Raw genomic sequence first — 24,474 nt, 5'->3', positions numbered from 1 at the left:
ACTCAGCCTTTCAGATCCATCATCGCGGTGAATTCGGCGCTCGCGGCCAATTCACCCTCAACGAAGGATTCGCCCAAGAACTTCCAGACTTTGCCGCCACCGCGTTTCACTGTGACTTTCATTTCCAGCACATCGCCCGGCACCACCTTACGGCGGAATTTGCACGCATCAAGCGCCATGAAATAGGTGCCCAAGGGTTTGTCGATCACATTCATCGAAATGCCAACAACCACGGCCGCGGTTTGCGCCATCGCCTCGACGATCATCACACCGGGCATCACCGGCTCTTCCGGGAAGTGACCGGTGAATTGCGGTTCGTTGTTGGTGATGCACTTGATCCCGACCGCGCTTTCAAAGGGGACGATGTCGCGCACTTTATCGACCATCAAGAACGGGTAGCGATGCGGGATAATCCGCTTGATCAGGCTCAGATCGGCAGAGGTATAGGGTGCGGGGTCGCTCATCTTCGGTCCTTCCTGAAACGGGTCAGCCTTTTGGCTTTGCTAGCCTTGCCGGGCGCGGTTTTCAAGGCGCGCCGTCGCCACGTCAATTCCCAGAGGGGCGCGTAGTGTCGGGTAAGCTTGGGGGTTGCGGCATCGGCGCAGGCAGATCACCCAATGGGGCGGGTGTGTCTGGCAGGGACTGCGTCAAGCCGTCGCCCATGCGCGCATTGACCATATCGACCAGTTCATCGGTGATGTCAGCCGCCTCAAGCCCGCGAATGATCGCCCGCCGATCAAGCAGCACCACAGCCCCACGCGAGGCCAAAAACTCATCCATCAAAGGCGCAACGGTGGTGTAAAAAGCCTGCCGCTGGTTTTCAAAGCTTTGGCTCAACGCCTGAGATTTCGCGCGTTGCGCATTGCGGATCCCGGTCGCGCGTTCGTCAAAAGCATCGGCCTCGGCGCGAAAGGCCCCCGGGGCAAGCGAAGCACGACGATCCGTCAGCGATTTTTCCTCGGCGATCAGATCATCGGCGATACGGTTGTTTTCCGCCGTGAGCGCCGCAGATTCCGCAGCGAGTTCGGACATGATGCGTTTGCCCCAGAGCGTGCGCTCAAAAAGCCCTTCCACATCCATGGTCAGCACCGGAAGCGGCGCATGCGCCCCTGCCCCATCTTGCGCGGATACGGGCACAGCGATGGGAAGCAACAGCGCAACACCCAAAAGGCTCGCGCGCAAAAGGCCGGGGAGCCCCCCCGGCCTTGCAAAGATATGCGGACAAATGCCTCGCATGCGCCGCTCAGAACTTCGTCGAGATCGTCAGATCGAAGCTTTGCTCAAGGTCATAGTCTTCTTTCTGAAGCGCTTTCGAGAAGTTCAACCGCAGCGGGCCAAGCGCCGAATCCCAGAACACCGAGAAGCCGACCGCCGTGCGCAGATTGAAACCGTCATCAATCTCATTACCGCCTGTGGCCCCACCACCGGTGTTATCAAGCCCCCAGACCGAGCCCGCATCGAAGAAGAGGCCGCCATGAATGCCGTATTCCTCGGGAAGCCCCACGGGGAATTCGCTTTCAAGGCGCAGCGCAGCGAAATACTTGCCGCCCATCGCATCTTCGTTGTTGGCGGCATTATCACGCGGGCCATAGCCATAGCTTTCGAAGCCACGAATTTTGCCATTGCCCGAGAAGCGATCCAAGATCGTGAGCGCGGTGCCGCCACGTGCGGCAATCGCCCCACCTTCAAGCTCCGCCCGCAAGATCACGTCTTCATGGAAGACCTTCCTCTCTGCACGCAACAGCGCGGTGGTTTTAAGCGCTTCAACATCTCCCCCCAGACCATACAAATCTTGGCTCAGGCGGAAGGTGAAGCCGTAGCGCGGGTCGATCCCGGTGCGGCGCGTGTCATAGGTGTAGGTATAGCCGATGGCAGAGCTGTCGCGCTTACCTTCTTCTTGCTCAAGCGCCCAAGAAGACCAGTAGTTGTCATCGATATCCGCATCCGCCACAGCATCAGCTTGGCTCGTCACCCCGCTCAGCTCGTTGCTGGCCCAAGTGTAGCGCAATTCCAGCCGCGAGTTCCGCGCGATCGGGAATTCGATCGAGGGCGAAATCCCATACATCTTCGTGTCGAAGTCGGTGCTGTCGCTTTCCGACGTATTGTACCACAGCCGGATGCGGCCCTTCAGGTCGCGCCCAAGAAGATGCGGTTCGATGAAGTCGATCGAGTTGCTCTGGTTGTCAGCGGTCGTCCCGATCGAAACGCCCAGATATTGCCCGCGCCCAAGGAAGTTGCTTTCTTCCAACGAGGCGTTGACCCCGAAGCCTTGCGAGGCACCATAGCTCGCCCCGAAGCTCAGCGAACCAGTGGGCTGTTCCTCGACGTTCACGTCGACCACAACCTGATCGGCACTAGAGCCTTGGCGCGATTCGACATCCGCTTTCGAGAAGAACCCAAGCGCGCGGATACGTTCCGCCGAATTGCGAATTTCACGCGGGTTGAAGGGGTCCCCTTCGACCGTGTTGAACTCCCGCCGCACCACCGAGTCGAGCGTCGTGGTGTTGCCCTCAATATCAATGCGCTCAACAAAGACGCGCTGACCGCGCACCAGCGCGAATTCGACATTGAGCGTTTGCGTGCGCGGATCGCGCGTGATGCGCGGATCGACGCGGACGAAATTCGCGCCTTGGCGCAGCGCGACCTCTTCCATCCGGGTCACAGCATAGTCGAGAGCGGCCGGCGAATAGATCGCGCCATCGCGGATTTTGATCAGTCCTTCGAAATCCGCAGCATCCAGCTCGCTCACTTCAGAGACAACCGTGGTGGTGCCGAAGTGGTATTGCTGGCCCTCGCGGATGTTGAAGGTCATGAAGAACCCTTCGCGGTCGCGGGTCATTTCCGAAGAAACACCCGTCACTTCCACATCGGGGTAGCCACGCGAGCGGTAGAAATCGAGCAGCATCTGCCGGTCCAGCGCAACCCGGTCGGCCACGAAATTGTCGCGCTGAATAAGGCGGTGCAAAATGCCCGCTTGTTTCGTTCCCAGCACGTCGCGCAGGCGGCGATCGGAATAGGAGCGGTTGCCGGTAAAGGTGATGCGGTTCACCTCGGAAACGGCGCCTTCCTTGATCTCAAACACCACGTCGACGCGGTTGCCTGAGCGCTTGATCACTTTCGGATCGACGCGGACGTTCAAACGCCCCGCCTCGGCGTAGCCCTGCGCAATCGCCGCAGCATCCGCTTCAACCAAGGCAGGCGAGAAAATGCGACGCGGTTGCGTTTTCACGACCGTGGAGAGGATTTCGTCTTTGAGCGCTTTGTTGCCCTCAAAATCGACCACGTTCACCGTCGGGAATTCTTGCACCTTGATCGTCAGCGTCGCGCCGCGCGGGATCAGTTCAACGCTTTGGAAAAGCCCCGAGCCTTGAAGGCGCTGATAGGCATCGTTGAGCGCCCCGGCCCCAAGGCTTTGACCTTTGCCGATGGCCGCAAACCCAAGGATCGTTTCGGGTTCAACGCGCTCGTTGCCCTCGATCACGACCTTTTGGAAGGAATAGCTTTGCGCCAAGACCGGCGCGCCCACAAAGGCAATCGGCGCCGCAACGGCAAGGAAGGTGGTCGTCGCCAAAACCCGTGCGCGATGGCCAAGCCTGCGCGTTTTCGCCGTGGGTTTTGCGCCCTGCAGCCGGTTCGTCATCCCTTTACCCCGCCAGTGTCTTTGCAACATCTTGTTTGTGACTAGCGAGAAAGAACGGCCTTGTCAAAGCGACTGAGCGGCCAAGCGGCGATAGAGTGAAGCGCTGTGGGAAAGAGGTCTTAAAGCTGGTATGAGGCGGGCGCCATCGGGCCCATCATCTCATGCAATTGCACGCCGATCACGGCGGCCCCGGAAAGCGCGACCATGATCGCGGCGGGCATCAACAGACGGTCCAGCGTGAGATCCCACACCAGCGACAAGCCGCGATAACCTTCTGCCAGAACCATCGTCATGAGAGTGCTCCCTATCCGTCAGGATCGGGTTACCCCTCTATTGCGGCGCAAATGCGGCTGAATATGGCGAAAATGAGGCTTTTGCGCCGAGCCGAAAGGCCAAGCGCGAAAGCGTCTCTTTTAGCAAGAGATGTCGTTCCAAAGGCCAAAGGCCATCAGGCTCAGCACCAGCGCAAGACCGACCGAGACCATCATCGACATCACACGATCTGACGGCGGCTTGCCAGTGATGCCTTCCCACAGGTGGAACATCAAATGACCGCCATCCAGCACGGGAATCGGCATCAGGTTGATAAAGCCCACAGCGGTGGACAAAAGCGCGATAAACCAGATGAAATCGGCCAAGCCAGATTTGGCCGCCGCCGCCGACCCTTCGGCAATGCCAATCGCACCGCGCAGGTTACAGCTCGAGATATTGCCCAAGACCATATTCTCGATCGCCGAGACAGAGGCGGTGACGGTGCGCCAGGTCTGTTTGGTGCCGTTCACAAGCGCCTCGCCAACGCCGCCACGCTCGGTTTCGGGCGAAAAGCCCATCCCCGCCATCAGCCCGATCTTATAGTCGCTGGTAAAGCTGCCATCGGCTTGCGGAATGTCGATGATTTTGGGCGAAAGCGTGATGTTCAGGGTCTCGCTCGTGCCATCCTCGCCGGGGCGCCAGATTTGCAAATCCAGCGGCGCGCCTTTGGTGGCATCGACGGCGGCTACGATGTCTTCGAAGCGCCAAATCTCTTGCCCATTAATCGCGGTGATCACATCGCCCGCCAACAACCCCGCCTCATAGCCCGCCGATTGCGGTACCACCTGATCGGCACGCGGCGGCGCGATTTGCGGCCCTTCGACCTCCATATCCGCGCCATCGCGGTTGATGCGATAGGTCAGGAACGGCGCTTCGGGTGTGGAAATGTCCATCAACGCGCTGTAATCGGGCAGATCCACGCCTTCGATGGCGAGCACCGCATCACCGGGGCGCAGATCGCCCGAGCCATTCGGCAGCGCGACAATCTCGGCCACGCGCGGCGGCTCAACGGCCGTGCCCTGCCACCAGATCGCCGCCCCAAAGACGAAGATCGACAAGATGAAGTTGAATGCAGGGCCCGCCGCGACCGTGGCGGCACGCGCCCAAAGCGGAGCACCATGCATGGTTTGCCGCCGCTCGGCTGCGCTCAGCGCCGCCATCGCACCTTCGTCAGCGCCTGCGGACGCCGCATTGGCATCGCCCAGAAACTTCACATAGCCCCCCGCCGGGATCGCCGAAAGTTTCCAGACGGTGCCATGTTTGTCTTTGCGGCTGATCAGCGTCGGGCCAAAGCCGATCGAGAACGCCTCGGCCTTGATGCCGCAAATCCGGCCAATGATGTAATGGCCGTATTCATGCACCGTAACGATCACGGAAAGCGCAAGGATGAAGGCGATGATGGTGTAAAGCAGGTTGCCGAAATCGGGCAGGAATTCCAAGGGTCAGGTCCTCAGGCTCGGGATCATCTGGCGTGCAAGGGCGCGCGCCGTGGCGTCGGTCTCATAGACCATATCGAGATCGGAAAGCGGTTTGCCAAGGTCATGGCGCGCAGTCATTTCCGAAAGCACTTGGTCAACGAGCGTGGTCATGGCCAGAAAACCGATTTCTTCACCGATGAAGGCGTCCAATGCGGCTTCTTTCGCGGCGTTGAAAGCCGCGCCCGCCGTGCCGCCCATATCCATCGTTTCGCGCGCAAGCCGCAGCGCCGGGAAGCGCACCTCATCAGGCGCGCGGAAGGTGAGCGCAGCGATTTTGGCAAGGTCGAGCCGTTCCACCGGCAGATCTTCACGTTCGGGCCAGTTGAGCGCATAGCCAATCGCATGGCGCATATCGGGCGCGCCCAGATGCGCCATCAGCGCACCGTCTTTGAAGCCCACGAGCGCATGGATCAGCGATTCCGGATGCACGATGGTTTCGATCTTTTCCGGCGGCAGGCCAAAGAACTCTTTGGTTTCAATTAGCTCCATCGCCTTGTTGAACATTGAGGCACTGTCGATGGTGATGCGCTGCCCCATTGCCCAGTTCGGGTGGGTGGAGGCTTGCGCAACCGTCGCGTCTTTCAGCTTTTCGAGCGGCCAATCGCGGAATGCCCCGCCAGAGGCGGTGATGATCACCCGCTCCACCGCGGCCATATCCTCGCCCACCAAAGCTTGGAACACGGCAGAGTGTTCACTATCGACGGGCAAGATGCGCGCGCCGTGTTTTTTCGCCTCGGCCAGCAAAAGCGGCCCGGCGGTGACGAGCGATTCTTTGTTCGCAAGCGCGAGCGTCGTGCCTTGCGAGAGCGCGGCAAACCCCGGCGCCAAGCCCGCTGCGCCGACGATAGCGCTCATCACCCAATCAGCGGGACGCAGCGCGGCCTCGACCAAAGCCTGCGTGCCTGCGGCAACCTCGGTTCCCGTGCCCGCAAGCGCATCGCGCAATGCGGGTAGGCACTCTTCATGCGCGGTTACGGCCAGTTCGGCGTTGAATTGGCGCGCCTGCTCGGCAAGCAATTTCACATTGCGCCCACCCGACAGGGCCACCACCTGAAACGCGCCCGGACGGCGGGCGATCAGATCAAGCGTATTGACCCCGATCGAGCCGGTGGCCCCAAAAACCGAAACGCGTCGCATGACTTATCCTCCGAAAAAGTTCTGCGGCAATAGAGGATAGATCAGGAGCAGAATGGAAACTGCGCCAATCAGCGCATCAAAGCGATCCAGTAGCCCGCCATGCCCCGGAATAAGGTTGGAGCTGTCTTTCACACCCATGCGGCGCTTGATCGCGCTTTCGGCGATGTCGCCCATTTGGCCGGAAAAGGCGATAAGTGCAGAGAGCGGGATCAGCACCGCGCTGCCCATGCCAATCACCCAGAACAGCGCGCCGATCCCCGCCGCGCCGATCCAGCCCGCCACGGTGCCAGACCAGGTTTTTTTCGGCGAAAAGCGCGGCCAGAACTTTGGCCCGCCAAGCGCGCGGCCCGCAAAATAGCCCGCCACATCCGAGGCCACGACCACCGCCACGAGCCACAAAATCCCAAGCGCGCCAATCCAATGGTGCAACATGATCAACGCATAGCCCGTCGCCATGACAAAAAACGCGTAAGCGGCAAAAATCGGCTTGTCGCGGCGCGGCAGCAGCGTGCCCACGATCACCGGGAGCAAAAGCGCGATCCGGGTGATGGCATTGGGCACAAACAGCACCAAAAGCGTGAGCGCCCCAGCAAAAGCCGCCAGCGCTTTCGCATGCAGACCCGACACGCCCTCGGGTGTCGTCATCTGCGCCAATTCCCAGATCATCAGCGTGACGACCAGCGCGGCCAGAAGCCCAAAGACCACCCCGCCCCACCAAATCGCAAAGCCGCCCACGGCGACCATGGCGATCCCCGAAAGGGTGCGCGCGCGCAGATCGGACCAATTCGCACTCATGCTTTCACTCCGCCAAAACGCCGATCACGTGTGGCGAAATCGGCCAAAATTCCCGCCATCTTTTGCGGCGTGAAATCAGGCCAAAGCGTCGGCGTGAATTCATATTCGGAATAAGCCGCTTGCCACGGCAAGAAGTTGGAGGTCCGCGTCTCGCCCGAAGTGCGGATCACCAAATCCGGATCGGGCAACCCAGCGGTATCCAGATAGGCCTCAAGATCGGCTTCGGTGACGCTGTCCGGCGCACGACCCGCCGCGATTTCGGCCGCCAAAGCTGCGGCCGCGCGGCGCAATTCATCACGCCCGCCATAGTTGATGGCGACCGTCAGATTGAGCCGGCAATTGCCCGAGGTTCGCGCCTCGATCCCTTCCATCAGCGCGACCAGCTTCGGATCAAGCGGTTCACGGTTGCCGATGAAGCGCATCCGCACCCCTTCGGCAGAAAGCGCATCTGCCTCGCGCTGAATGTAGCGCGCGAACAGCGCCATCAGCCCCAGCACTTCCTCGGTCGAGCGCTTCCAGTTCTCGGTCGAAAAAGCATAGACCGTGAGGTATTTCACCCCAAGATCGGGGCAGGCCCGGGCGATTTCTTTCACCCGTTCTGCGCCCTTTCTATGGCCGACCAGCCGCGGCCAGCCGCGCTGTTTGGCCCAACGGCCGTTGCCATCCATAATGATGGCGACATGCGGCACCCCGTAATCGGTGATGCCGCCCCCGGTCGCTGGCTCAGAGCTGGGCTCGGTCGCGGCCATGAACTGCCTTTCCGCAGGTCTTAGACCTGCATGATCTCCGCTTGCTTGTCTTCAAGCGCCTTATCGACCAAGCCGATGTGCTTTTTGGTCAGATCTTCGATCTCGGATTCCCAGAATTTCTGGTCATCTTCCGACATGCCGTTGGATTTGGCCTTTTTCACCTGATCCATACCATCGCGGCGCACGTTGCGAATGGCGACACGGGCATGTTCGGCATATTGCGCGGCGACCTTGGTCAACTCGCGGCGGCGCTCTTCGTTCAGTTCCGGGATCGGCAGCATGATGATCGGCCCGTTGGTCTGCGGGTTGATGCCCAGACCAGATTCGCGGATCGCCTTTTCGACTTTGGCAATCAGGCCCTTATCCCAGACGTTTACGGTGACCATGCGCGGCTCGGGCACGTTGATCGTGCCAACTTGGTTGATCGGCGTCATCGAGCCATAGGCATCGACCATGATCGGCTCCACCATCGTGGCAGAGGCACGGCCGGTGCGCAGGGTGCCAAATTCATGTTTGAGCGCATGCATCGCCCCATCCATGCGGCGTTCAAGGTCATCGGTGTCGATTTCGATTTCTTCGGACATGGGTTCCCCCCGGGTCTTGTCAGTCTGTTTCTCTATAGTGGCACGGCGCGCGAATGGATAGGGGCCAAGCGCGCACACCCTGCCCCTGCGTCATCGCAATTTGCCCCAAATCACCCCTGAACGCGGGTATAGGTGCCTTTGCCAGCCAAAATGCCTTTAAAGCCGCCCGGCTCATCAAGCGGGAAGACGATGATCGGCAGGTTGTTATCGCGCGCAAGCGCAATTGCCGAAGCATCCATGACGCCAAGGTTCTTTTGCAAAACCTCGTCATAGCTGACGGTCTCGTAACGCTTCGCCTCAGGGTGCTTTTTCGGGTCCATGTCATAGACCCCATCAACCCCGTTTTTGCCCATGAAAATCGCTTCACAGGCCATTTCATTGGCGCGGAGCGTCGCCGCCGTATCGGTGGTGAAATAGGGGTTGCCGGTGCCCGCCGCAAACACGCAAATGCGTTTTTTTTCAAGGTGACGCACGGCGCGGCGACGAATGTAGGGCTCGCAGACCTGATCCATCGGAATCGCCGAAATCACTCTGGTGTGGATACCAAGCGCCTCAAGCTGGGCTTGCATCCCAAGCGCATTGAGCACCGTGGCCAGCATCCCCATGTAATCGGCGGTGGTGCGCTCCATCCCCTGCGCAGAGCCCGCAAGCCCGCGGAAGATGTTGCCGCCGCCAATCACCATGCAAATCTCGACGCCCATATCATGGACCGATTTCACTTCGCGCGCGATCCGGGCAACGGTCGGCGGATGCAGGCCGTAGCCTTGGTCCCCCATCAATGCCTCACCGGAAATCTTCAACAACACACGCTTGTATTTCACACTCGGCTCGGCAGCGTCGCTCATCGCGGTTCCTCGATCTGATCTCGGGTTGTCATTGCCGCGCAAAATGTCGCAAATGAGCGCCAGATACAACCCGCCGCGCGCGCCTGAGGGGGAGGCAAATGTTCGATCTTGCAACACTGCCCGCCGACCGCCCGGTGCTGATCGCGGGGCCGACCGCCAGCGGGAAATCGGCTTTAGCACTTGATATTGCAACGCAATCTGGCGGCGTTGTGGTGAATGCCGATGCGCTTCAGATCTGGAATTGCTGGCAAGTGCTCTCTGCGCGCCCCTCCGTAGAAGAAGAGGCCCGCGCGCCGCATTTGCTCTATGGGCACCTTGCGCCGGGGCAAGAATACTCCGTCGGGCATTGGCTGCGCGCGCTTGCGCCTATTCTTGCTGCCCATCGCGCGGGCACCGGGCCGCGACCGATCATCACGGGGGGCACGGGGCTTTATTTCACCGCGCTGACCGAGGGACTGGCCGAGATCCCCGCAACCCCGCCCGAAGTGCGCGAACTGGCCGATTCACGGCGCATGGCCGAGGGGCATGAGGGCATGCTATCCGAACTTGACCCCGCCACGGCTGCACGGGTCGATCCGCTGAACCCAATGCGCGTGCAGCGCGCGTGGGAGGTGATGCAGGCCACCGGGCGCGGTTTGGCCGCTTGGCAAGATGACACGCCCCCGCCCCTGCTGCCGCTCACCGACTGCGCCGCATTTGTGGTGCAGATGGACCGCGATACTTTGGCCGAGCGGATCGACCGGCGCTTTGATCTGATGATGGAGCATGGCGCACTAGACGAGGTCCGCGCGGTGCTGCCGATTTGGGACGAAACCGCCCTTTGGGCGCGCGCGATTGGGGCGCCGGAATTGGTGGCTTATTTGCGCGGCGAACTGGATTTGGACGAAGCGATCACCCGCGCCAAGGCCGCTTCGCGCCAATATGCCAAGCGCCAACGCACATGGTTTCGTGCTCGCATGAAAGACTGGCACAATATCCTGCGCGGCTAACAGAAACCCGCCGATCCCCTTAATTTTCGTTGCAATAACAAGCTGCTCGCCCCTATTCTTAAAGCGATTTCCGCTATTCGGATAGCTGCCCCGTGAAACTGTTCAACGCCCCTCCGTTGTCGCAAATGGCGACGCAGACCGCGCCCGCGCGACCTGATGACAAGCCCGCGTCCAAGGCGAGTTCTGCGCCCGCAAAACCGCGCACGACGCTGTTGCCCGAGGCGCCTTCGGCGCCGCGTGTGGTGCCGCTCGCGCGCCTCACCCAAGGCGGGCGCTGGCGGGTGGAGGCGATGCGCGCGCTTTCAGAACCCTATCTTTTGTGGTTCACCCGTGGTCAGGGCCGGATCACCATGGGTGGCGTCACACGCGGCTATGGTCCCTATACGGCGGCCTTCATCCCCGCAGGGGTCATGCACGCTTTTGAGGTCGGCTTGCAAACCCATGGCATGGCTGTCTTTTTTGGCCGCAATACGGATTTGGCGCTGCCCCATGCTGCGCAGCATTTGCGGATCCGTGATACCGCCGCGCAAGCCGAACTCACCGGGTTGATCGATTCCGTCACCCGCGAATTGGAAAGCGGGCGCCCCGGTGCAGACCGCGCGGCGAGCCATTATCTGGGGCTTTTGAGTGTGGTGATTGAGCGCCAAAGCGAAGCCCTGCCCGCCGAAACCCGACCCGCTGGCCCGACCCGGAAGCTGGTGGCGCGCTATTCTGCGCTTTTGGAGCGCGATTTCCGCACCGGTCATACGGTCAGCGATTATGCCGCGCAGCTAGGGGTCACGCCCACACACTTGACCCGCGCCTGCCGCGCCAATTGCGGCCGCGCAGCGTCGGAGCTTTTGCAAGAACGCCGCCTTTATGAGGCGCGCAGGCTGCTCTCGGAAACCCGTGCCCCGGTGAAAGAGATCGCGGAAACCTTGGGCTTCACCAGCCCCGCCTATTTCACCCGCGCCTTCCATAGCAAAATCGGCAAAACGCCCTCGCAGTTTCGTCGCGGCGGCTGACAAATAGCTTTGCTAAAGACAAATATCTTTGCATGGGGGCCCCTGATGCGTATCTAGACGCAAGACATTGCGTCCGGGCTTGGCCCGCGCTTTTTCAGGGGGAATTTCATGGAACGCGCAATTGAACGGGTGCTGTTTGCCAGTCGCTGGCTGATGGCGCCGATGTATTTGGGCCTTGTTACGGTCTTGGCGATCCTGCTTTGGGCCTTTGCGCTGGAGCTTTATCACTTTGCGCTGGAAGTCCCGCATCTCGATGTGGATCACGCGGTGATGGGGGCGCTGTCGCTGATTGACCTCAGCCTTGCGGCGAACCTTCTGCTCATCGTCATTTTCTCGGGCTATGAGAATTTCGTCTCGCGCATGGATACCGGCGATCACGAAGACCGGCCCGATTGGCAGGGCGAGGTCGACTTTTCAACGCTCAAGCTAAAATTGGTGGCCTCGATCGTGGCGATCTCGGGGATCCATCTGCTGAAGGTGTTCATGGATCTCGATAAATATCCGCAAGAAAAGATCATCTGGATGGTGGTGATCCATCTGGTGTTCGTGATCTCTGGCGTTCTTTTGGCGGCGATGGATTGGATCACGAACCACGCCAAAACACTGAAGAAAAACGCCAAATATCCGCCGGTCAAAAAAGGCGAAGACACCGCGCATTAAGCCTGCGCAGCGCATTGGCAAAAATCGAAAGGGGCGCCCAAGGGCGCCCCGTTTTCATCACAGACTGAGCAGATCAGGCTGCAGAGGCCGTGGCGGCACTTACCGCATCTTTCTTGAGATCGAAGGTCTCGACCGTCTGTTTAAGCTGCGTGCCTTCCATCGCCAGCGCCCGGCCCGATGCCGCCGTTTGATCGGTCATATTGGCCATATGCTGCGTGGTCTGATCAAGCTGCATCACCGCACCATTGATCTCGACGATGCCGCGCGCCTGCTCTTCAGCAGAAGAGGCGATCTCACCCATCCGCGCATGAATATCACGCACCGAGGTCAGAATATGATCGAGCGCCTCGCCGGTGCGGCCCACCAGCTTCACCCCGCCCTGCACCTGCGTGGTGGAAGTGGTGATCAGATCCGAGATTTCACGTGCCGCATCCGAGGCGCGCTGCGCCAGCGCCCGCACCTCAGAAGCCACGACCGCAAAGCCCCGTCCGGCTTCGCCCGCCCGCGCGGCCTCAACCCCTGCGTTCAGCGCCAAGAGATTGGTTTGGAAGGCAATCTCTTCGATCACATGGGTGATCCGCGAAATCGCCTCAGACGAGGTTTCAATCTCCGCCATCGCCGAGACCGCCTCTTTCACCACATTCGCGCCGTTTTCGGCATTGTCGCGAGCCGTATCTGCCATTTTGCGCGCGCTCACAGCCCCTTCCGCCGCCGAAGAGACCGAACTGGTCAATTCATTTAGCGCCGCAGCCGTTTCTTCCAAAGCTGCCGCGTTTTGCTCGGCATTATGCGACAACCGGGTCGAGGCATCGGCCAAACGCGCCGCCTCTTCATCCACCCGCACCGCGCTGTCATCAATATGCTGCATCGCCCCGCAAAGCTTTTCGAGCGCAGCATTGAAGTTTTGCCGCAGCACATCATAGTCGCCCGGCAGCGGGTCGTGGATGCGCGCGCAGATATGACCATCGGCCAAAGCCTGCAAGCCATGCGCCAAGGCGCTGACCACGCGTTCCTGATCGGCCAGCCGCGCTTGTGCCTCAACCGCCTGACGTTCGGCCTCTTCTTGCGCCGCGATCTCGCGTTGACGGCGGCGTTCGATCATCTCGGCTTCCGCCTGCTCGCGTTCCGCGCGAGCCGCTTCTTCTTGTGCGATGCGCGCAGCCTCAGCGGCTTTCAAAGCCGCCTCTTCTTCGGCAATCGTGGCCTGCATCCGGGCATTTTCTTGCAGATTGGCTTTGAACACCTGCAGCGCCTTGGCCATCGCGCCGATCTCATCATTGCGATTCAGCCCCTGCACTTCAACATTGGTATCGCCCTCGGCAATTGCCCGGGTCGTTTGCGACATCCGCGAAATGCAATTGACGATGCGGCTTCCGTAACCCCATGCAAAGGCGAAGGCAAAGGCCAGCGCCAACACAACAGAGACGCCCATCATTTTGATTTCGTTCGCTAAAAGCTGCGCGGCCAAATGGTTCTTGCCGGCAACCACATAAATCCCTGCAATCCCGCCAGAGAAATCTTTCACCGCGATGGCACGGCCAATATAGGCCTCGCCTTCGAAATCATGTTCGACATCCACCGAGCCGGTTTCCAGCACCTGCTTGATCTGCGCGCTGTCCAGCATTGGCGGTGCGCCGGTGGTATCTGCCGTGCGCTCGATCTTCGCCAAAGCTTCCCCGGTCGAGGCGGCCACATCCGCACTGGGCACCACATAATACTCGTACATCTTCCCGGTATTCGCGGCCATCTCGCCGAGGAATTTCACATCCATGTCAAAGCCCACCTCGACGGTGCCGACATGTTTGCCCTGCCAGCGCACCGAGGCGATGCCGCGTGCGCCCACACCGGCGACGCCACGCTCCAGCCCCATGACAGAGACTTCGTCGCGGTTGGCGTCCACCACGGTCTGGCGGAACGGGCTCAGATCATCGCCGCGCTTCGACAGCTTGTGCAGCCGAATAAGCGAGGTCGCAGGCGGAGTATGGAATTGCATCTGCTTGAGCCCGGTTTGGGCCACAAGATCATCATAGGCTTTCGCCAAAATCGCCTCGATCGCCATATCATCGCGGTTCGCGGCGGCTTCTTGCAGCGCGGGGATCGCGGCCAAAACCCGCGCCATAGACAGCGCTTCGGTTTCTTTACCAATCAACGCCAGACGCAGCGTTTCTTCATTTACGGCACGTTCATTGTCGTAAGCGGCTTCAAGCGTTTGCTGCCCTACAAGCACCATTCCGGCGGAGACAAGCAACACGCCGATCAATGCGGCAACGACAGGCAAAAGCAGGATCTGTTTGCGGAGGGACATACGAAAACTCCCGAACTCGGACGCCGGGAAGGCTAAGCAAACAAGCCTAAGAAGCGGTTTCCCTTGTTCAGAATGACAAGGCGATAATACGTGGCATTCGATGCAAATGAAAATGGCCGCCCCCGGGAAGGAGCGGCCAAAGCTGGGCGGATGGGAAGGATCAGAAGAAGCCCAGCTTGTTCGGGTTGTAGCTGACCAGCATGTTTTTGGTTTGCTGGTAGTGGTCGAGCATCATTTTGTGGGTTTCACGCCCGATGCCCGATTGTTTGTAGCCACCAAAGGCCGCGTGCGCCGGATAGGCGTGGTAGTTGTTCACCCAAACACGGCCCGCTTGGATATGGCGGCCAAAGCGGTAGCAGGTGTTGATGTCACGCGACCAGACGCCAGCACCAAGGCCATACATCGTGTCATTGGCGATATGCAGGGCTTCTTCTTCGTCTTTGAAGGTGGTCACAGAAACGACCGGCCCAAAGATCTCTTCTTGGAAGACCCGCATCTTGTTGTGGCCTTTGAGGATCGTCGGCTGGATGTAGAAGCCATTCGCCAGATCGCCGCCAAGGCTTGCCGCGTCGCCGCCGGTCAGCACTTCCGCGCCTTCTTCACGGCCAATCTTGAGGTAAGACATGATCTTGTCTTGCTGCTCTTGGCTCGCCTGCGCGCCGACCATGGTTTCCATCAAACGCGGGTCGCCCTGTTTGATCGCTTTCACGCGGGCAATGCAGCGCGCGATGAACTCTTCATAGATGTCTTCTTGCACAAGCGCGCGGCTCGGGCAGGTGCAAACCTCGCCTTGGTTGAAGGCAAAGAGCACGAAGCCTTCGACGGCTTTATCCAAGAAGGCATCGTCTTTCGCCATCACGTCGGAGAAGAAGATGTTGGGCGATTTGCCGCCAAGCTCCAGCGTCACCGGGATCAGGTTCTCGGTGGCGTATTGCATGATTTTGCGGCCAGTTTCGGTCGAGCCGGTGAAGGCGATTTTCGCGATCCGGTTCGAACGGGCAAGCGGCGCGCCAACATCGGGGCCCATGCCGTTGACGATGTTCAGAACACCGGCGGGCAGCAGGTCTTTGATCACGTCGATCAGCACCATGATCGCGGCGGGCGTTTGCTCGGCCGGTTTCATCACGATGCAGTTGCCAGCGGCGAGCGCCGGGGCAAGTTTCCACGCCGCCATCAGGATCGAGAAGTTCCACGGGATGATCTGGCCCACAACGCCGAGCGGCTCGTGGTAGTGGTAGGCGACGGTGTCGTTGTCGATTTCCGACATCGAGCCTTCTTGGCCCCGCAGCACGCCCGCAAAGTAGCGGAAATGGTCAACCGACAGCGGAATGTCAGCGGCGGTGGTTTCGCGGATCGGCTTGCCGTTGTCCCAAGTTTCGGCGGCAGCGAGCAGGTCGAGGTTTTCTTCCAGACGATCGGCGATTTTCAAGAGAACGTTGGAGCGATGCGCGGCCGAGGTGGTGCCCCAAGCTTCGCGGGCCGCATGGGCGGCATCCAGCGCCAGTTCCACATCTGCGGCACCCGAGCGGGCAACTTCACAGATTTTCTCGCCAGTGATCGGCGTGATGTTGTCGAAATACTGGCCCCCAACCGGCGGCGTCCATTTGCCCCCGATGAAGTTTTCGTAGCGCGGTTTGAAGGGCGACACCATCACCCCGTTGAACGCATGCGGCATGTCGTTGGCCATCTTATTCCTCCCTGATGGTCACCAGCTCCTCCCAGAGCCTGTTGATGGACTTACCTTGCGACAGCTTGCGCTTATTGCATAGCCGGTTTGTCCTGAGGTTATGCCTCACCTGTTTCAGGGGCGAGACAGGTGCAACTGCAGCATTAAGATTTTGGTAAAGGCGGCAGCTTGTCGCAGGCAGATCAGGAAACCGATCCGGTTGCAGCGCTGCGCCAACTGCGGTCATCTGGGCTACGGGGAATCACACGACGGACAGAAAAGCACGAAAAGCGATGCCCCAAACGCCCTCCCCTCTCCCCGCAAAGGCCCAAGCATGACGATCCGGCTCAGACCGCATCACCTTTTGTGCATGCTCAGCTATTCGGGCACCGGTTACACACCTGCCTTTACGGTGAATATGTCCGCCATCGTGCCGCGTCTTGGTGCAGGCGAAGAGATTGAGATCGTCACCGGCCCCGATGATATTTGCGCGCCATTGCTCGATGAGCCCGAACCGCATTGCCACGGCTGTAGCGTCACCGCACGCGATGCCGCCGCCGCGCGCGATGTGGGCGCCTTGCTGGGCATCGAAATCATGCCGGGGGCGACACTACATCTTACCGCAGAGCGCATCACCGCGCTGCGCGCGGCCTTTGCGTCCGATACGATCCGTGCCGCTTGCCGCGATTGCCAATGGGATAGTTTGTGCCGCGATGTGGCCGCTGCGGGCTTCGCCAATACGCCGTTGCACCCTGTATGAAACGCGCTGTGGGGTGCAACGCCCTGCCCGGCTGGCCTTAAACGCTCAGCCCGAGCGCTTTCGCTTTGCGGTAAAAGGTGGCGCGGCCAATGCCCAGATCGCGCGCTGCGGCAGAGACATTGCCGCCTGAGCGCGCGAGCGCGCGTGCCATCTCGGCCCGCTGCGCCTCGGCCAGCGCGCCTTGGCCGGTTTCCGACCGCGCGCCGAAAAGATCATTCGCGGGCAGCCGCCCAATCTGCGCTTCTTCAAGCCCCAAGTGCCGCCGCGCGGCGCGGGTTGCGCCAATCACCAGATCATCGCGGTCAAGCGCCAAAAGCATCACCCCTTGCGGTCCATCCTCCGCACCGCCGGTGGAAAGGATGCGCGCCCCTTCAAAGGAGGCACGGAAAAGATCGGATTCAATACGGCTCGCCGCATCTTGCACCGTGAGCCCCACAAGGCGGGCATAGCCCTCGGTCATATCTTCGCGCGCGGAAGAGACATCAATCACCCCCGCCAATTCGCCCTGCGCGCCAAAGACCGGCGCGCCCATGCAGGTGAGCCCGGTGTTATTGGCGCGGAAATGTTGGTCACGCCACACCGTCACCGCGCGCCCCTCGGCCAAGCAAGTGCCAATACCGTTCGTGCCCTCGCGGCCCTCGGACCAATCCGACCCCGGCGCAAGGTTGGAGCCGTGAAAAGCGGTCCGGTCGCCTTCGCGCATCCGTTCATCCAGCACGAATCCCTCGGCATCAGAGAGGAAGACCGCACAGCCCGCCTCACAAGCCGCGCGGGCCAAACGGTCGAGCACGGGCGTCGCCACTTGCAACAAAAGCCCCGCTGCCTCGCGCCGCAACGCCACCTCGGAAGCCGAGAGCCGCTCCCCGGCTTTGTGCACCGCCGGGTCAAGTTTGTGATGGATCATCGAGCGCCGCCAAGAGGCGGCAAAACCCGCCTGCCCCGCCGCACGCGGAGAGGAGACGACCGATTGCACGATCTCGGCATGATTGCGGCCCTGTGGCCGGGAATTGCGCATCGGAAAGCCTCCCCTCTTTTCGGTGCGACGAAATGGCAGGATAGGCGGTTTCGATGTTCGCGCAAGAGGTGCGACCTCTACGACTTTGGTCGCAAAAGGCTACTCACTCGCCCCCTCTTCATGGCGTTTGCCGCGAAAGCCTGTCGCCACAACGAATTTTTCGGAACTGTCCTTGCGGCTTGAAGGCGGCTTCACATTCACCACCTTGTCGAAATTCTTTTTCAAGACGGTCATCAGCCCCTGCTCGGCCCCGCCCGCCAGCACTTTGGCGACAAAGGTGCCGCCTTCATCCAGCACATCAAAGGCGAAATAGGCGGCATGCTCGCAAAGCGTAATGATGCGCAGGTGGTCCACCTGCTGGTTGCCCGAAGCGGCGGCGGCCATATCCGACATTACCACATCGGCATTGCCCCCAAGCCAGCCCTTCACCTTTTCATCGGCATCATCTTCCAAAAAGTCGAGCTGATGGATTTCGGCCCCGGCGATTGCATCCACTTCTTGCAGGTCAACGCCCAGCACGGTGCCGCGCTTCTTGCCCGATTTCTCGCCAAGCGCATTGACGCGTTTCACCGCGACTTGGCACCAACCGCCCGGTGCGCAGCCAAGATCGACCACCCGTGCGCCCGGCACAAGGAAGCGGAACTTTTCATCCAGCTCCAAAATCTTGAAGGCGGCGCGGCCGCGATAGCCCTCTTTCTTGGCGCGGATCACATAAGGATCGTTCAGTTGCCGCTCCAGCCAAAGGGTGGACGACAGCTTCCGCCCTTTTGCGGTTTTCACCCGCACCCGCAGATCGCGCTGTCCACGGCCCGAGGTGTTCTTGCCGGTCGGAGTTTTCGTCATTTCATTTCCCCTTCGATCGGCTTCATTTCTTCTAAGACGCCATCTTCGGCCATTTGTGCGTAAAGCAGCCCTTCGCGCAGGCCACGGTCCGCGACCGACATCCGGTCTGTGGGCCAAACCCGCATCAACGCCTGCAAGATCGCGGCCCCCGACATAATGAGCGTGTGCCGATCCCGCCCAATGCGCGGGTCCGCGCGCCGCCCATCCGGGCCTAAGTTCAAAAACGAGCGGATCACCGCATCAATCTCGCCCGAGGTCATGGTGAGCCCATCGACCCGGTTGCGATCATAGCGCTTGAGCCCAAGGTGGCAGGCGGCAACCGTGGTGACCGTGCCCGAGGTGCCAATCACCTGAAACCCGGCTTGCGGCGTGCCCGATGCATAGGGCGCGAAATCGGCCAGTTTCTCTTCGAAGAACCAAGACATCAGCGCAAACCGCGCGGCGTCATCTTCGACATCGCCGAATTGGTCTTTGAGCGTGGCCACCCCAAGCGGCACGGAAATCCAATCGACCACGCGGGCCGAGGGAATATCGCATTCGGGCTGCGAAAACCCGCCCGAGAGCCGCATGATCGAGCGCGGGCGGTCACACCACGGCACTTTGGAAATGTCGATCCAGACAAGCTCGGTCGACCCGCCGCCAATATCCACGACCAAAAGCTGCTCGGTCTCGGCCTTCACCAGCGAAGCACAAGAGATCACCGCGAGCCGCGCTTCCTCTTCTGGCGGAATGATCTCCAGCGGCAGATTGGTTTCGCGTCGCACGTAACGGATGAAGTCACGCGCATTGCCCGCCCGGCGGCAGGCCTCGGTCGCTACCAAGCGCATCCGCTTCACGCCATGGCTTTCGATCTTACGGCGGCAAATTTGCAGCGCTTGCACCGTCCGCGCCATAGATGAACGAGACAAGCGCCCAGAGGCTTCTAACCCTTGGCCGAGCTGGACAGCTTTCGAAAAGCTGTCGACCACCTGAAACTGATCCCCCTTCGGTCGGGCAATCAGCATCCGGCAACTATTGGTGCCGAGATCAAGCGCAGCATAAAGCTCGCCCGACTCGGCGGGGGTGGGTGCAGCGCGTTCGACCTTTTTCGGGATCGCGCCCGCAGCCCGAGGACGCCTGGGCGCCATCTTCACGCCCTCCGATTTCAAGTTATCCCCTAGGTAGCGCGGGGGGGAGGCAGGATCAAGCGCGCAGGTGACGATATGGTGACGATCGTCACATCGCCCCCGCAGCCCGATTTTGCCTGATTTTGTGAGCGGTTCGGTGATGCGCTGCGCAGCAAGAACGCGGGCGCACCGCGGCCCTGCCGTCCGCGCCGCGGCGCAATCAGCAAGAATGCGACCAAGTTTTAAGGCAAAACCCACGCTTCGGCCCCTGCTTCCTTGACCTTAACGGCAAGTGAGCAAGGCTCATCATCATCTTGCAGAATTCGAGGATGCGCAGCGATGCAACAGCCGGGTAAGGAAACGTGGCTGTGTCGCCAACTTTGCGAAAAATGTCGAAATCCGTCACCGGCGTCGTCGTTTTGACACGTATTGCTGGATCAAGAGGGAATCACACATGGCCGATATCACCATCGTCTTCTGGCGCGACATTCCAGCGCAGATCATTGTCGGCTCTGGCCGTCGGGGCGTTAAGAAACCGCTCCCCGAACGGTTTGAGCAAGCGATTGATCGCTGCGCGATGAAAGTGGGCGCAAAGGATAGCGATGCCTATCTTGCAGAATGGCGCAAGGTGATGATTGGCACCCGCGACGGATCGGATGCGGAAGCAGCCGAAGCCGAACTGGCGCGGGTTCTCTCCGACTACGATGCCGCGGCTTTGGCCCGGTTGATTGCCAATGACGGCTGGGCAAACGCCGCCCCACCCAGCCAGACAACCTGACGGAGAGAGACATGGCCCTTCTGAATTTCCGCCGCGACACCAGTGCGCCCACCAATGGCGCTGTGCCTGCTTTCCTCGAGGGGTTCTCGATGGAAGTGATGCCGCGCACCGCCGCGAAGATCCCGGACTTCCGCGAACTCCTGCCTGCGGGCACCCGCGTTTATGTTGCCCATATCGAAGGCACGCCGATCGAAGAAATGGTCGCCACGGTGAAGCGGCTGCGCGAAGAAGGCTTTGAGCCGATGCCGCACTTCCCCGCGCGCATCATGCGCGACGCGCTGCAACTGCGTGACTGGGTGGCGCGCTACAAAGGCGAAGCCGATGTGAAACAAGCGCTGCTGCTGGGCGGCGGGCCGACCACGCCGGTGGGCACGCTTGATAATGCAATGCAGCTTGTGGAAACCGGCGCGTTTGCGGGCTTTGAGCGGCTCCATTTCGCGGGCCACCCCGAAGGCAGCCGCGACATCGACCCCAAAGGTGGCGACAAAATGGTGATGCAAGCGCTGCATATGAAACAGCGTTTCGCTGACACCACCGACGCCGATTGCGCGATTGTCACCCAATTCGCCTTTGAAGCCGGTCCGATGATCGCTTGGGTGAACCGTCTGGCCGAAGAAGGCATCACCATGCCGGTGCATATTGGCATCGCGGGCCCGGCCAAGCTGCAAACGCTGATCAAATACGCCATCGCTTGCGGTGTTGGCCCCTCGCTCAAAGTGCTGCAAAAACGCGCCAAAGACGTGACCAAGCTGCTCGCGCCGCTGGAGCCGACCGAACTCTTGAAAGAACTGGCGAAGCATAAAGCCGCCAACCCCGCCTTCGGCATCGAAGCCGTGCATTTCTTCCCGCTCGGCGGTATCAAAACGAACGCGACCTGGATCGCAGATCAAGTGAAAGGCTGAAAATGACCCGCACCATTCTCGAGAGCAAGACGAAGACCGTCACCATCGGCTTCGACGAGCCCTTCTGCGTGATCGGCGAGCGTATCAACCCGACGGGCCGCAAAAAACTGGCCGCCGAGCTGGAGCTGGGCGATTTCACCACCGTCGAGAAAGATGCGCTGGAACAGGTGGCCTGTGGGGCGACCGTGCTCGACATCAACTCGGGCGCTGTCTTCTCCAACAAAATGGCCGAAGATCCGCGTTACGCCGACAACAACTTCGTTGAACCGCCGCTGATGCGCGACCTGATCACCCGCGTGCAAGCGATCACCGATGTGCCGCTGTGCATCGACAGTTCGGTGCCCGCCGCGCTTGAAGCCGGTCTGGAAGCCTGTGAGGGCCGCCCGCTGTTGAACTCCGTCACCGGGGAAGAAGAGCGTCTCGAACTCGTGCTGCCGCTCGTGAAAAAATACAACGTGCCGGTCGTGGCGATCTCGAACGACGACACCGGGATTTCGGAAGACCCCGATGTCCGCTTTGAAGTGGCGAAAAAGATCGTGCAGCGCGCGGCCGATTTCGGCATCCCGGCGCATGACATTGTGGTGGACCCGCTGGTGATGCCGGTGGGCGCAATGGCCTCGGCGGGCCGTCAGGTCTTCACGCTGGTGCAACGTCTGCGCACCGAGCTGGGCGTGAACACCACCTGCGGCGCTTCGAACATCTCCTTCGGTCTGCCGAACCGTCATGGCGTCAACGGGGCCTTCTTGCCGATGGCGATTGGCGCAGGCATGACCTCAGCGATCATGAACCCGGTGCGCAGCCAAGAGATGGAGGCGATCCGCGCCGCCAACTTGCTGATGGACCACGACGCCAACTCGATGGAGTGGATCAAACTCTCCAAAGTGCTGGACGCGATGAAAGAAGGCGCGACCTTTGCCGAGGCCTCGGCTGCTGCCGCGTCGGCCGGGGGCCGTGGACGTCGCCGCGCCCGCTAAAGCGCGCGTTACTCCAACGACTCGACCACCACAAAACGCCCCGGCTTTGCGCTGGGGCGTTTTCATTTTGCCCGCCAATGCCTGCGGCAAGGCCGGTAATGTTTCCGGCTTGCGCCGCGAAAAGCAAAAAAACGCGAGCATTTTCCATTATTTGCACGCTATGCGTGTTTCCAGATCAGAAACAACATGATCTTGATTCGGCGTTAATCTGCCCGGATCGGCTTGGTTTCCGAACGCTGCGTTTCCGCATCTGCACCAAAGCCCCGCGCGCTGCCCAATTGTGGCAACAATAAGGCGGGTGTTTGAAAGGTTAATGGCACCACATCTGGGGCCGCCTTATTAAAATCCCATTGCAACTCAAAGAATTACTGGTCGAAGTTACGGCGCTGTGCCTACAGTGGCCTACAAAACCTGGGATACGCACTGCCATGCGTTCGAATTGTCTGCCGTTCCGGGCGGATTCTGCGGCTGCCACCGCGGAATTCGTCCGGCCCCAGCGCTATGCGCTGCGGGCCTCTCATTCTATTGCCCGGTGCTCCGGGCTGATTGCCGCTGTGATGCTGGCGGGCTGTATGTCAGCCCCGCCCAGTATTGATGCGCCCACCACTCGGGCCTCAACGGCAGCCATCGACCTTCCCCTCGCTGATCCATCAGCGGGCGTGGATATGTCGTTGCCAGCGCAGCGCCCTGAAAGCCTGCCAAGCAATTCTGCCTTGGCGCGGGACTTCATGGAATTGAGCTTCTCGCTCGAATCCGGGCGCGCAATCCCGCAATTCTCGCGCTTTGAAGGGCCGATCACGGTCTCGCTCGGGGCGGGTGCGCCCGCAAGCGCACCGCGCGAATTGGCGCGGCTCGTGTCGCGGCTACGCGGCGAAGCCGGGGTTCCGATCTCGGTGGGGGCCTCGGCGCAAAACCACATTCAGATCGACTTCGTGCCGCGCAAACAAATGTCGCGCGAAGTGCCGAATGCGGCCTGTTTCGTGGTGCCCAATGTCAGCGGCTGGGACGATTACCGCGCCGCCCGTCGCACCGCACGGGGCGACTGGACACAGGTGAAGCAGCGCGTCTCAGCCACGGTTTTCATTCCGGCGGAAGCCACGCCCCAAGAGGTGCGCGACTGTCTGCATGAGGAAACCAGCCAAGCGCTTGGGCCGCTCAATGACCTCTACCGTCTGCCGAATTCGGTCTGGAACGATGACAACTTCCATACCGTGCTGACACGCTATGACATGATTCAACTGCGCGCGACTTATGCAGCCGAGTTGCATTCGGGCATGAGCGCGCCCGAGGTGCAGGCGAAGCTGCCCGCCGTCTTTGCGCGTCTCAACCCCGCAGGGGGCGCGGTGCGTGGTTTGCGCGATGACCCGACCCCGCGCGCCTATGTGTCTGCGGTGAACCGGGCGATTGGTCCGGGCAACACCGGGGCACGCCGCGCCGCCGCGATGAGCGCGATCAATTTGGCCGCCGCGCAAGGCTGGAACGATACCCGCGCCGCCTTTGGTTGGTTCGCGCTTGGCCGCCTGAGCGTGCAAAACGACCCGGAAACCGCGCTGAATGCCTTTGCCAAAGCCGGCAACATCTATCGCGCCACCCCGGGTGCGGGCATTCAATCGGCCCATGTCGATATGCAACTTGCGGCTTTCGCGCTTTCTGCCGGTCGTGCGCAAGATGCGATTGCACTGGTGAACCGGGCGATGACCCCGGCGCTGAGCGGCGAAAACGCGGCGCTGATGGCGACGCTCTATTTCATCCGCGCAGAAGCCTATGACACGCTCGGCAATCCGGCGCAGGCACAGCAAGCACGGGTCGACTCGGCGCAATGGGCGCGTTACGGTTTTGGCTCCGATGCTGCGGTGCGCGCTCGGGCCGCCGAAGTGGCGGCGCTGGCCCGCGCCGGGCGCGGCTGATCCGGCGCGCAAATCCCGCGCCGGG

The 24,474-nt window shown here is 60.8% G+C and carries 23 protein-coding genes; 8 read left to right on the top strand and 15 right to left on the bottom strand.

Annotated features, from left to right (window positions below; all coding sequences use genetic code 11):
- Positions 1-2: 2 nt before the first annotated feature.
- From fabZ to pyrH, 10 genes are all read right to left on the bottom strand, one after another.
- Positions 3-464, bottom strand: coding sequence for a 3-hydroxyacyl-ACP dehydratase FabZ (fabZ, locus tag BW967_RS08355; RefSeq protein WP_076484607.1), 462 nt, complete (start codon positions 462-464; stop codon positions 3-5).
- An 82-nt stretch (positions 465-546) separates the two neighbouring features.
- On the bottom strand, positions 547-1,236 hold the full coding sequence (locus BW967_RS08350; RefSeq protein ID WP_083952054.1) for an OmpH/Skp family outer membrane protein: 690 nt from the start codon (positions 1,234-1,236) through the stop codon (positions 547-549).
- Between the two features lie 7 nt (positions 1,237-1,243).
- Complete coding sequence (bamA, locus tag BW967_RS08345) at positions 1,244-3,640, bottom strand: outer membrane protein assembly factor BamA (RefSeq protein WP_083952052.1); 2,397 nt, start codon at positions 3,638-3,640, stop codon at positions 1,244-1,246.
- 119 nt (positions 3,641-3,759) lie between these two features.
- Entirely contained in the window at positions 3,760-3,933 is a 174-nt protein-coding gene (locus BW967_RS18695; RefSeq protein WP_170952682.1) for a hypothetical protein, read from the bottom strand.
- Between the two features lie 120 nt (positions 3,934-4,053).
- On the bottom strand, positions 4,054-5,391 hold the full coding sequence (gene rseP, locus BW967_RS08340) for an RIP metalloprotease RseP (protein WP_076484605.1): 1,338 nt from the start codon (positions 5,389-5,391) through the stop codon (positions 4,054-4,056).
- A 3-nt stretch (positions 5,392-5,394) separates the two neighbouring features.
- Positions 5,395-6,567, bottom strand: a complete 1,173-nt coding sequence (dxr, locus tag BW967_RS08335) for a 1-deoxy-D-xylulose-5-phosphate reductoisomerase (protein ID WP_076484604.1) — start codon at positions 6,565-6,567, stop codon at positions 5,395-5,397.
- Between the two features lie 3 nt (positions 6,568-6,570).
- Positions 6,571-7,362, bottom strand: a complete 792-nt coding sequence (locus tag BW967_RS08330; RefSeq protein ID WP_076484603.1) for a phosphatidate cytidylyltransferase — start codon at positions 7,360-7,362, stop codon at positions 6,571-6,573.
- On the bottom strand, positions 7,359-8,111 hold the full coding sequence (gene uppS / locus BW967_RS08325; protein ID WP_076484602.1) for a polyprenyl diphosphate synthase: 753 nt from the start codon (positions 8,109-8,111) through the stop codon (positions 7,359-7,361). The genes BW967_RS08330 and uppS overlap by 4 nt, the downstream gene beginning before the upstream one ends.
- Positions 8,112-8,131: 20 nt before the next feature.
- Positions 8,132-8,695 carry a ribosome recycling factor gene (gene frr / locus BW967_RS08320; protein ID WP_076484601.1) on the bottom strand — a complete coding sequence of 188 codons (564 nt, stop codon included), beginning with the start codon at positions 8,693-8,695 and terminating at the stop codon, positions 8,132-8,134.
- Between the two features lie 110 nt (positions 8,696-8,805).
- On the bottom strand, positions 8,806-9,540 hold the full coding sequence (gene pyrH / locus BW967_RS08315) for a UMP kinase (protein WP_076484600.1): 735 nt from the start codon (positions 9,538-9,540) through the stop codon (positions 8,806-8,808).
- Between the two features lie 98 nt (positions 9,541-9,638).
- Between pyrH and miaA the strand changes: the two genes are divergently transcribed.
- The 3 genes from miaA (at position 9,639) to BW967_RS08300 (ending at position 12,193) form a co-directional block, all read left to right on the top strand.
- Positions 9,639-10,529, top strand: a complete 891-nt coding sequence (gene miaA / locus BW967_RS08310) for a tRNA (adenosine(37)-N6)-dimethylallyltransferase MiaA (protein WP_076484599.1) — start codon at positions 9,639-9,641, stop codon at positions 10,527-10,529.
- A gap of 92 nt (positions 10,530-10,621) precedes the next feature.
- On the top strand, positions 10,622-11,533 hold the full coding sequence (locus tag BW967_RS08305) for an AraC family transcriptional regulator (RefSeq protein ID WP_245826485.1): 912 nt from the start codon (positions 10,622-10,624) through the stop codon (positions 11,531-11,533).
- Positions 11,534-11,641: 108 nt separating this feature from the next.
- Positions 11,642-12,193 (top strand): TIGR00645 family protein, encoded by a 552-nt coding sequence (locus BW967_RS08300; protein ID WP_076484598.1) that lies wholly within the window; start codon positions 11,642-11,644, stop codon positions 12,191-12,193.
- Positions 12,194-12,266: 73 nt separating this feature from the next.
- Here the strand turns inward: BW967_RS08300 and BW967_RS08295 are convergent, their stop codons facing one another.
- Together BW967_RS08295 and adh are read right to left on the bottom strand one after the other, a co-directional pair.
- The gene (locus BW967_RS08295) at positions 12,267-14,498 is read right to left on the bottom strand and encodes a methyl-accepting chemotaxis protein (RefSeq protein WP_076484597.1); all 2,232 of its coding nucleotides are present in this window, start codon (positions 14,496-14,498) and stop codon (positions 12,267-12,269) included.
- Positions 14,499-14,658: 160 nt separating this feature from the next.
- On the bottom strand, positions 14,659-16,185 hold the full coding sequence (gene adh, locus BW967_RS08290; RefSeq protein WP_175610428.1) for an aldehyde dehydrogenase: 1,527 nt from the start codon (positions 16,183-16,185) through the stop codon (positions 14,659-14,661).
- Between the two features lie 313 nt (positions 16,186-16,498).
- Between adh and BW967_RS08285 the strand changes: the two genes are divergently transcribed.
- Complete coding sequence (locus BW967_RS08285; protein WP_076484596.1) at positions 16,499-16,924, top strand: DUF1284 domain-containing protein; 426 nt, start codon at positions 16,499-16,501, stop codon at positions 16,922-16,924.
- Between the two features lie 37 nt (positions 16,925-16,961).
- Here the strand turns inward: BW967_RS08285 and BW967_RS08280 are convergent, their stop codons facing one another.
- The 3 genes from BW967_RS08280 to BW967_RS08270 all read right to left on the bottom strand — a co-directional run bounded on the left by BW967_RS08280 (position 16,962) and on the right by BW967_RS08270 (position 19,909).
- The gene (locus BW967_RS08280; RefSeq protein WP_076484595.1) at positions 16,962-17,939 is read right to left on the bottom strand and encodes a GAF domain-containing protein; all 978 of its coding nucleotides are present in this window, start codon (positions 17,937-17,939) and stop codon (positions 16,962-16,964) included.
- A 99-nt stretch (positions 17,940-18,038) separates the two neighbouring features.
- Positions 18,039-18,782: an RlmE family RNA methyltransferase gene (locus BW967_RS08275; RefSeq protein ID WP_076484594.1), complete on the bottom strand. Its 744-nt coding sequence runs from the start codon at positions 18,780-18,782 to the stop codon at positions 18,039-18,041.
- On the bottom strand, positions 18,779-19,909 hold the full coding sequence (locus tag BW967_RS08270) for a Ppx/GppA phosphatase family protein (protein WP_076484791.1): 1,131 nt from the start codon (positions 19,907-19,909) through the stop codon (positions 18,779-18,781). Before BW967_RS08270 ends, BW967_RS08275 begins: the two co-directional genes overlap by 4 nt.
- A gap of 433 nt (positions 19,910-20,342) precedes the next feature.
- On the opposite strand from BW967_RS08270, the gene BW967_RS08265 reads away from it, so the two are divergent.
- The 4 genes from BW967_RS08265 to BW967_RS08245 all read left to right on the top strand — a co-directional run bounded on the left by BW967_RS08265 (position 20,343) and on the right by BW967_RS08245 (position 24,449).
- Complete coding sequence (locus BW967_RS08265) at positions 20,343-20,666, top strand: virulence factor (protein ID WP_076484593.1); 324 nt, start codon at positions 20,343-20,345, stop codon at positions 20,664-20,666.
- An 11-nt stretch (positions 20,667-20,677) separates the two neighbouring features.
- On the top strand, positions 20,678-21,568 hold the full coding sequence (locus BW967_RS08260) for a methylenetetrahydrofolate reductase (RefSeq protein WP_076484592.1): 891 nt from the start codon (positions 20,678-20,680) through the stop codon (positions 21,566-21,568).
- Between the two features lie 2 nt (positions 21,569-21,570).
- Positions 21,571-22,542: a methyltetrahydrofolate cobalamin methyltransferase gene (locus tag BW967_RS08255; protein ID WP_076484591.1), complete on the top strand. Its 972-nt coding sequence runs from the start codon at positions 21,571-21,573 to the stop codon at positions 22,540-22,542.
- Positions 22,543-22,970: 428 nt separating this feature from the next.
- Positions 22,971-24,449, top strand: a complete 1,479-nt coding sequence (locus BW967_RS08245) for a DUF2927 domain-containing protein (protein ID WP_245826484.1) — start codon at positions 22,971-22,973, stop codon at positions 24,447-24,449.
- The last annotated feature ends 25 nt before the right edge of the window (positions 24,450-24,474 follow it).

Origin of the sequence: Rhodobacter aestuarii (genome assembly GCF_900156655.1) — a bacterium.
In the GTDB taxonomy this organism is placed as follows: Bacteria; Pseudomonadota; Alphaproteobacteria; order Rhodobacterales; family Rhodobacteraceae; genus Rhodobacter; species Rhodobacter aestuarii.
This window is presented reverse-complemented; position numbering and strand designations above follow the sequence as displayed.

What these genes read in the sequence shown, in the direction of transcription:
- fabZ (WP_076484607.1), bottom strand. Translation starts at nt 464, where the DNA reads ATGAGCGACCCCGCACCCTATACCTCTGCCGATCTGAGCCTGATCAAG.
- BW967_RS08350 (WP_083952054.1), bottom strand. Translation starts at nt 1,236, where the DNA reads ATGCGAGGCATTTGTCCGCATATCTTTGCAAGGCCGGGGGGGCTCCCC.
- bamA (WP_083952052.1), bottom strand. Translation starts at nt 3,640, where the DNA reads ATGACGAACCGGCTGCAGGGCGCAAAACCCACGGCGAAAACGCGCAGG.
- BW967_RS18695 (WP_170952682.1), bottom strand. Translation starts at nt 3,933, where the DNA reads ATGACGATGGTTCTGGCAGAAGGTTATCGCGGCTTGTCGCTGGTGTGG.
- dxr (WP_076484604.1), bottom strand. Translation starts at nt 6,567, where the DNA reads ATGCGACGCGTTTCGGTTTTTGGGGCCACCGGCTCGATCGGGGTCAAT.
- BW967_RS08330 (WP_076484603.1), bottom strand. Translation starts at nt 7,362, where the DNA reads ATGAGTGCGAATTGGTCCGATCTGCGCGCGCGCACCCTTTCGGGGATC.
- uppS (WP_076484602.1), bottom strand. Translation starts at nt 8,111, where the DNA reads ATGGCCGCGACCGAGCCCAGCTCTGAGCCAGCGACCGGGGGCGGCATC.
- frr (WP_076484601.1), bottom strand. Translation starts at nt 8,695, where the DNA reads ATGTCCGAAGAAATCGAAATCGACACCGATGACCTTGAACGCCGCATG.
- pyrH (WP_076484600.1), bottom strand. Translation starts at nt 9,540, where the DNA reads ATGAGCGACGCTGCCGAGCCGAGTGTGAAATACAAGCGTGTGTTGTTG.
- miaA (WP_076484599.1), top strand. Translation starts at nt 9,639, where the DNA reads ATGTTCGATCTTGCAACACTGCCCGCCGACCGCCCGGTGCTGATCGCG.
- BW967_RS08300 (WP_076484598.1), top strand. Translation starts at nt 11,642, where the DNA reads ATGGAACGCGCAATTGAACGGGTGCTGTTTGCCAGTCGCTGGCTGATG.
- BW967_RS08295 (WP_076484597.1), bottom strand. Translation starts at nt 14,498, where the DNA reads ATGTCCCTCCGCAAACAGATCCTGCTTTTGCCTGTCGTTGCCGCATTG.
- adh (WP_175610428.1), bottom strand. Translation starts at nt 16,185, where the DNA reads ATGGCCAACGACATGCCGCATGCGTTCAACGGGGTGATGGTGTCGCCC.
- BW967_RS08285 (WP_076484596.1), top strand. Translation starts at nt 16,499, where the DNA reads ATGACGATCCGGCTCAGACCGCATCACCTTTTGTGCATGCTCAGCTAT.
- BW967_RS08280 (WP_076484595.1), bottom strand. Translation starts at nt 17,939, where the DNA reads ATGCGCAATTCCCGGCCACAGGGCCGCAATCATGCCGAGATCGTGCAA.
- BW967_RS08275 (WP_076484594.1), bottom strand. Translation starts at nt 18,782, where the DNA reads ATGACGAAAACTCCGACCGGCAAGAACACCTCGGGCCGTGGACAGCGC.
- BW967_RS08270 (WP_076484791.1), bottom strand. Translation starts at nt 19,909, where the DNA reads ATGGCGCCCAGGCGTCCTCGGGCTGCGGGCGCGATCCCGAAAAAGGTC.
- BW967_RS08265 (WP_076484593.1), top strand. Translation starts at nt 20,343, where the DNA reads ATGGCCGATATCACCATCGTCTTCTGGCGCGACATTCCAGCGCAGATC.
- BW967_RS08260 (WP_076484592.1), top strand. Translation starts at nt 20,678, where the DNA reads ATGGCCCTTCTGAATTTCCGCCGCGACACCAGTGCGCCCACCAATGGC.
- BW967_RS08255 (WP_076484591.1), top strand. Translation starts at nt 21,571, where the DNA reads ATGACCCGCACCATTCTCGAGAGCAAGACGAAGACCGTCACCATCGGC.
- BW967_RS08245 (WP_245826484.1), top strand. Translation starts at nt 22,971, where the DNA reads ATGCGTTCGAATTGTCTGCCGTTCCGGGCGGATTCTGCGGCTGCCACC.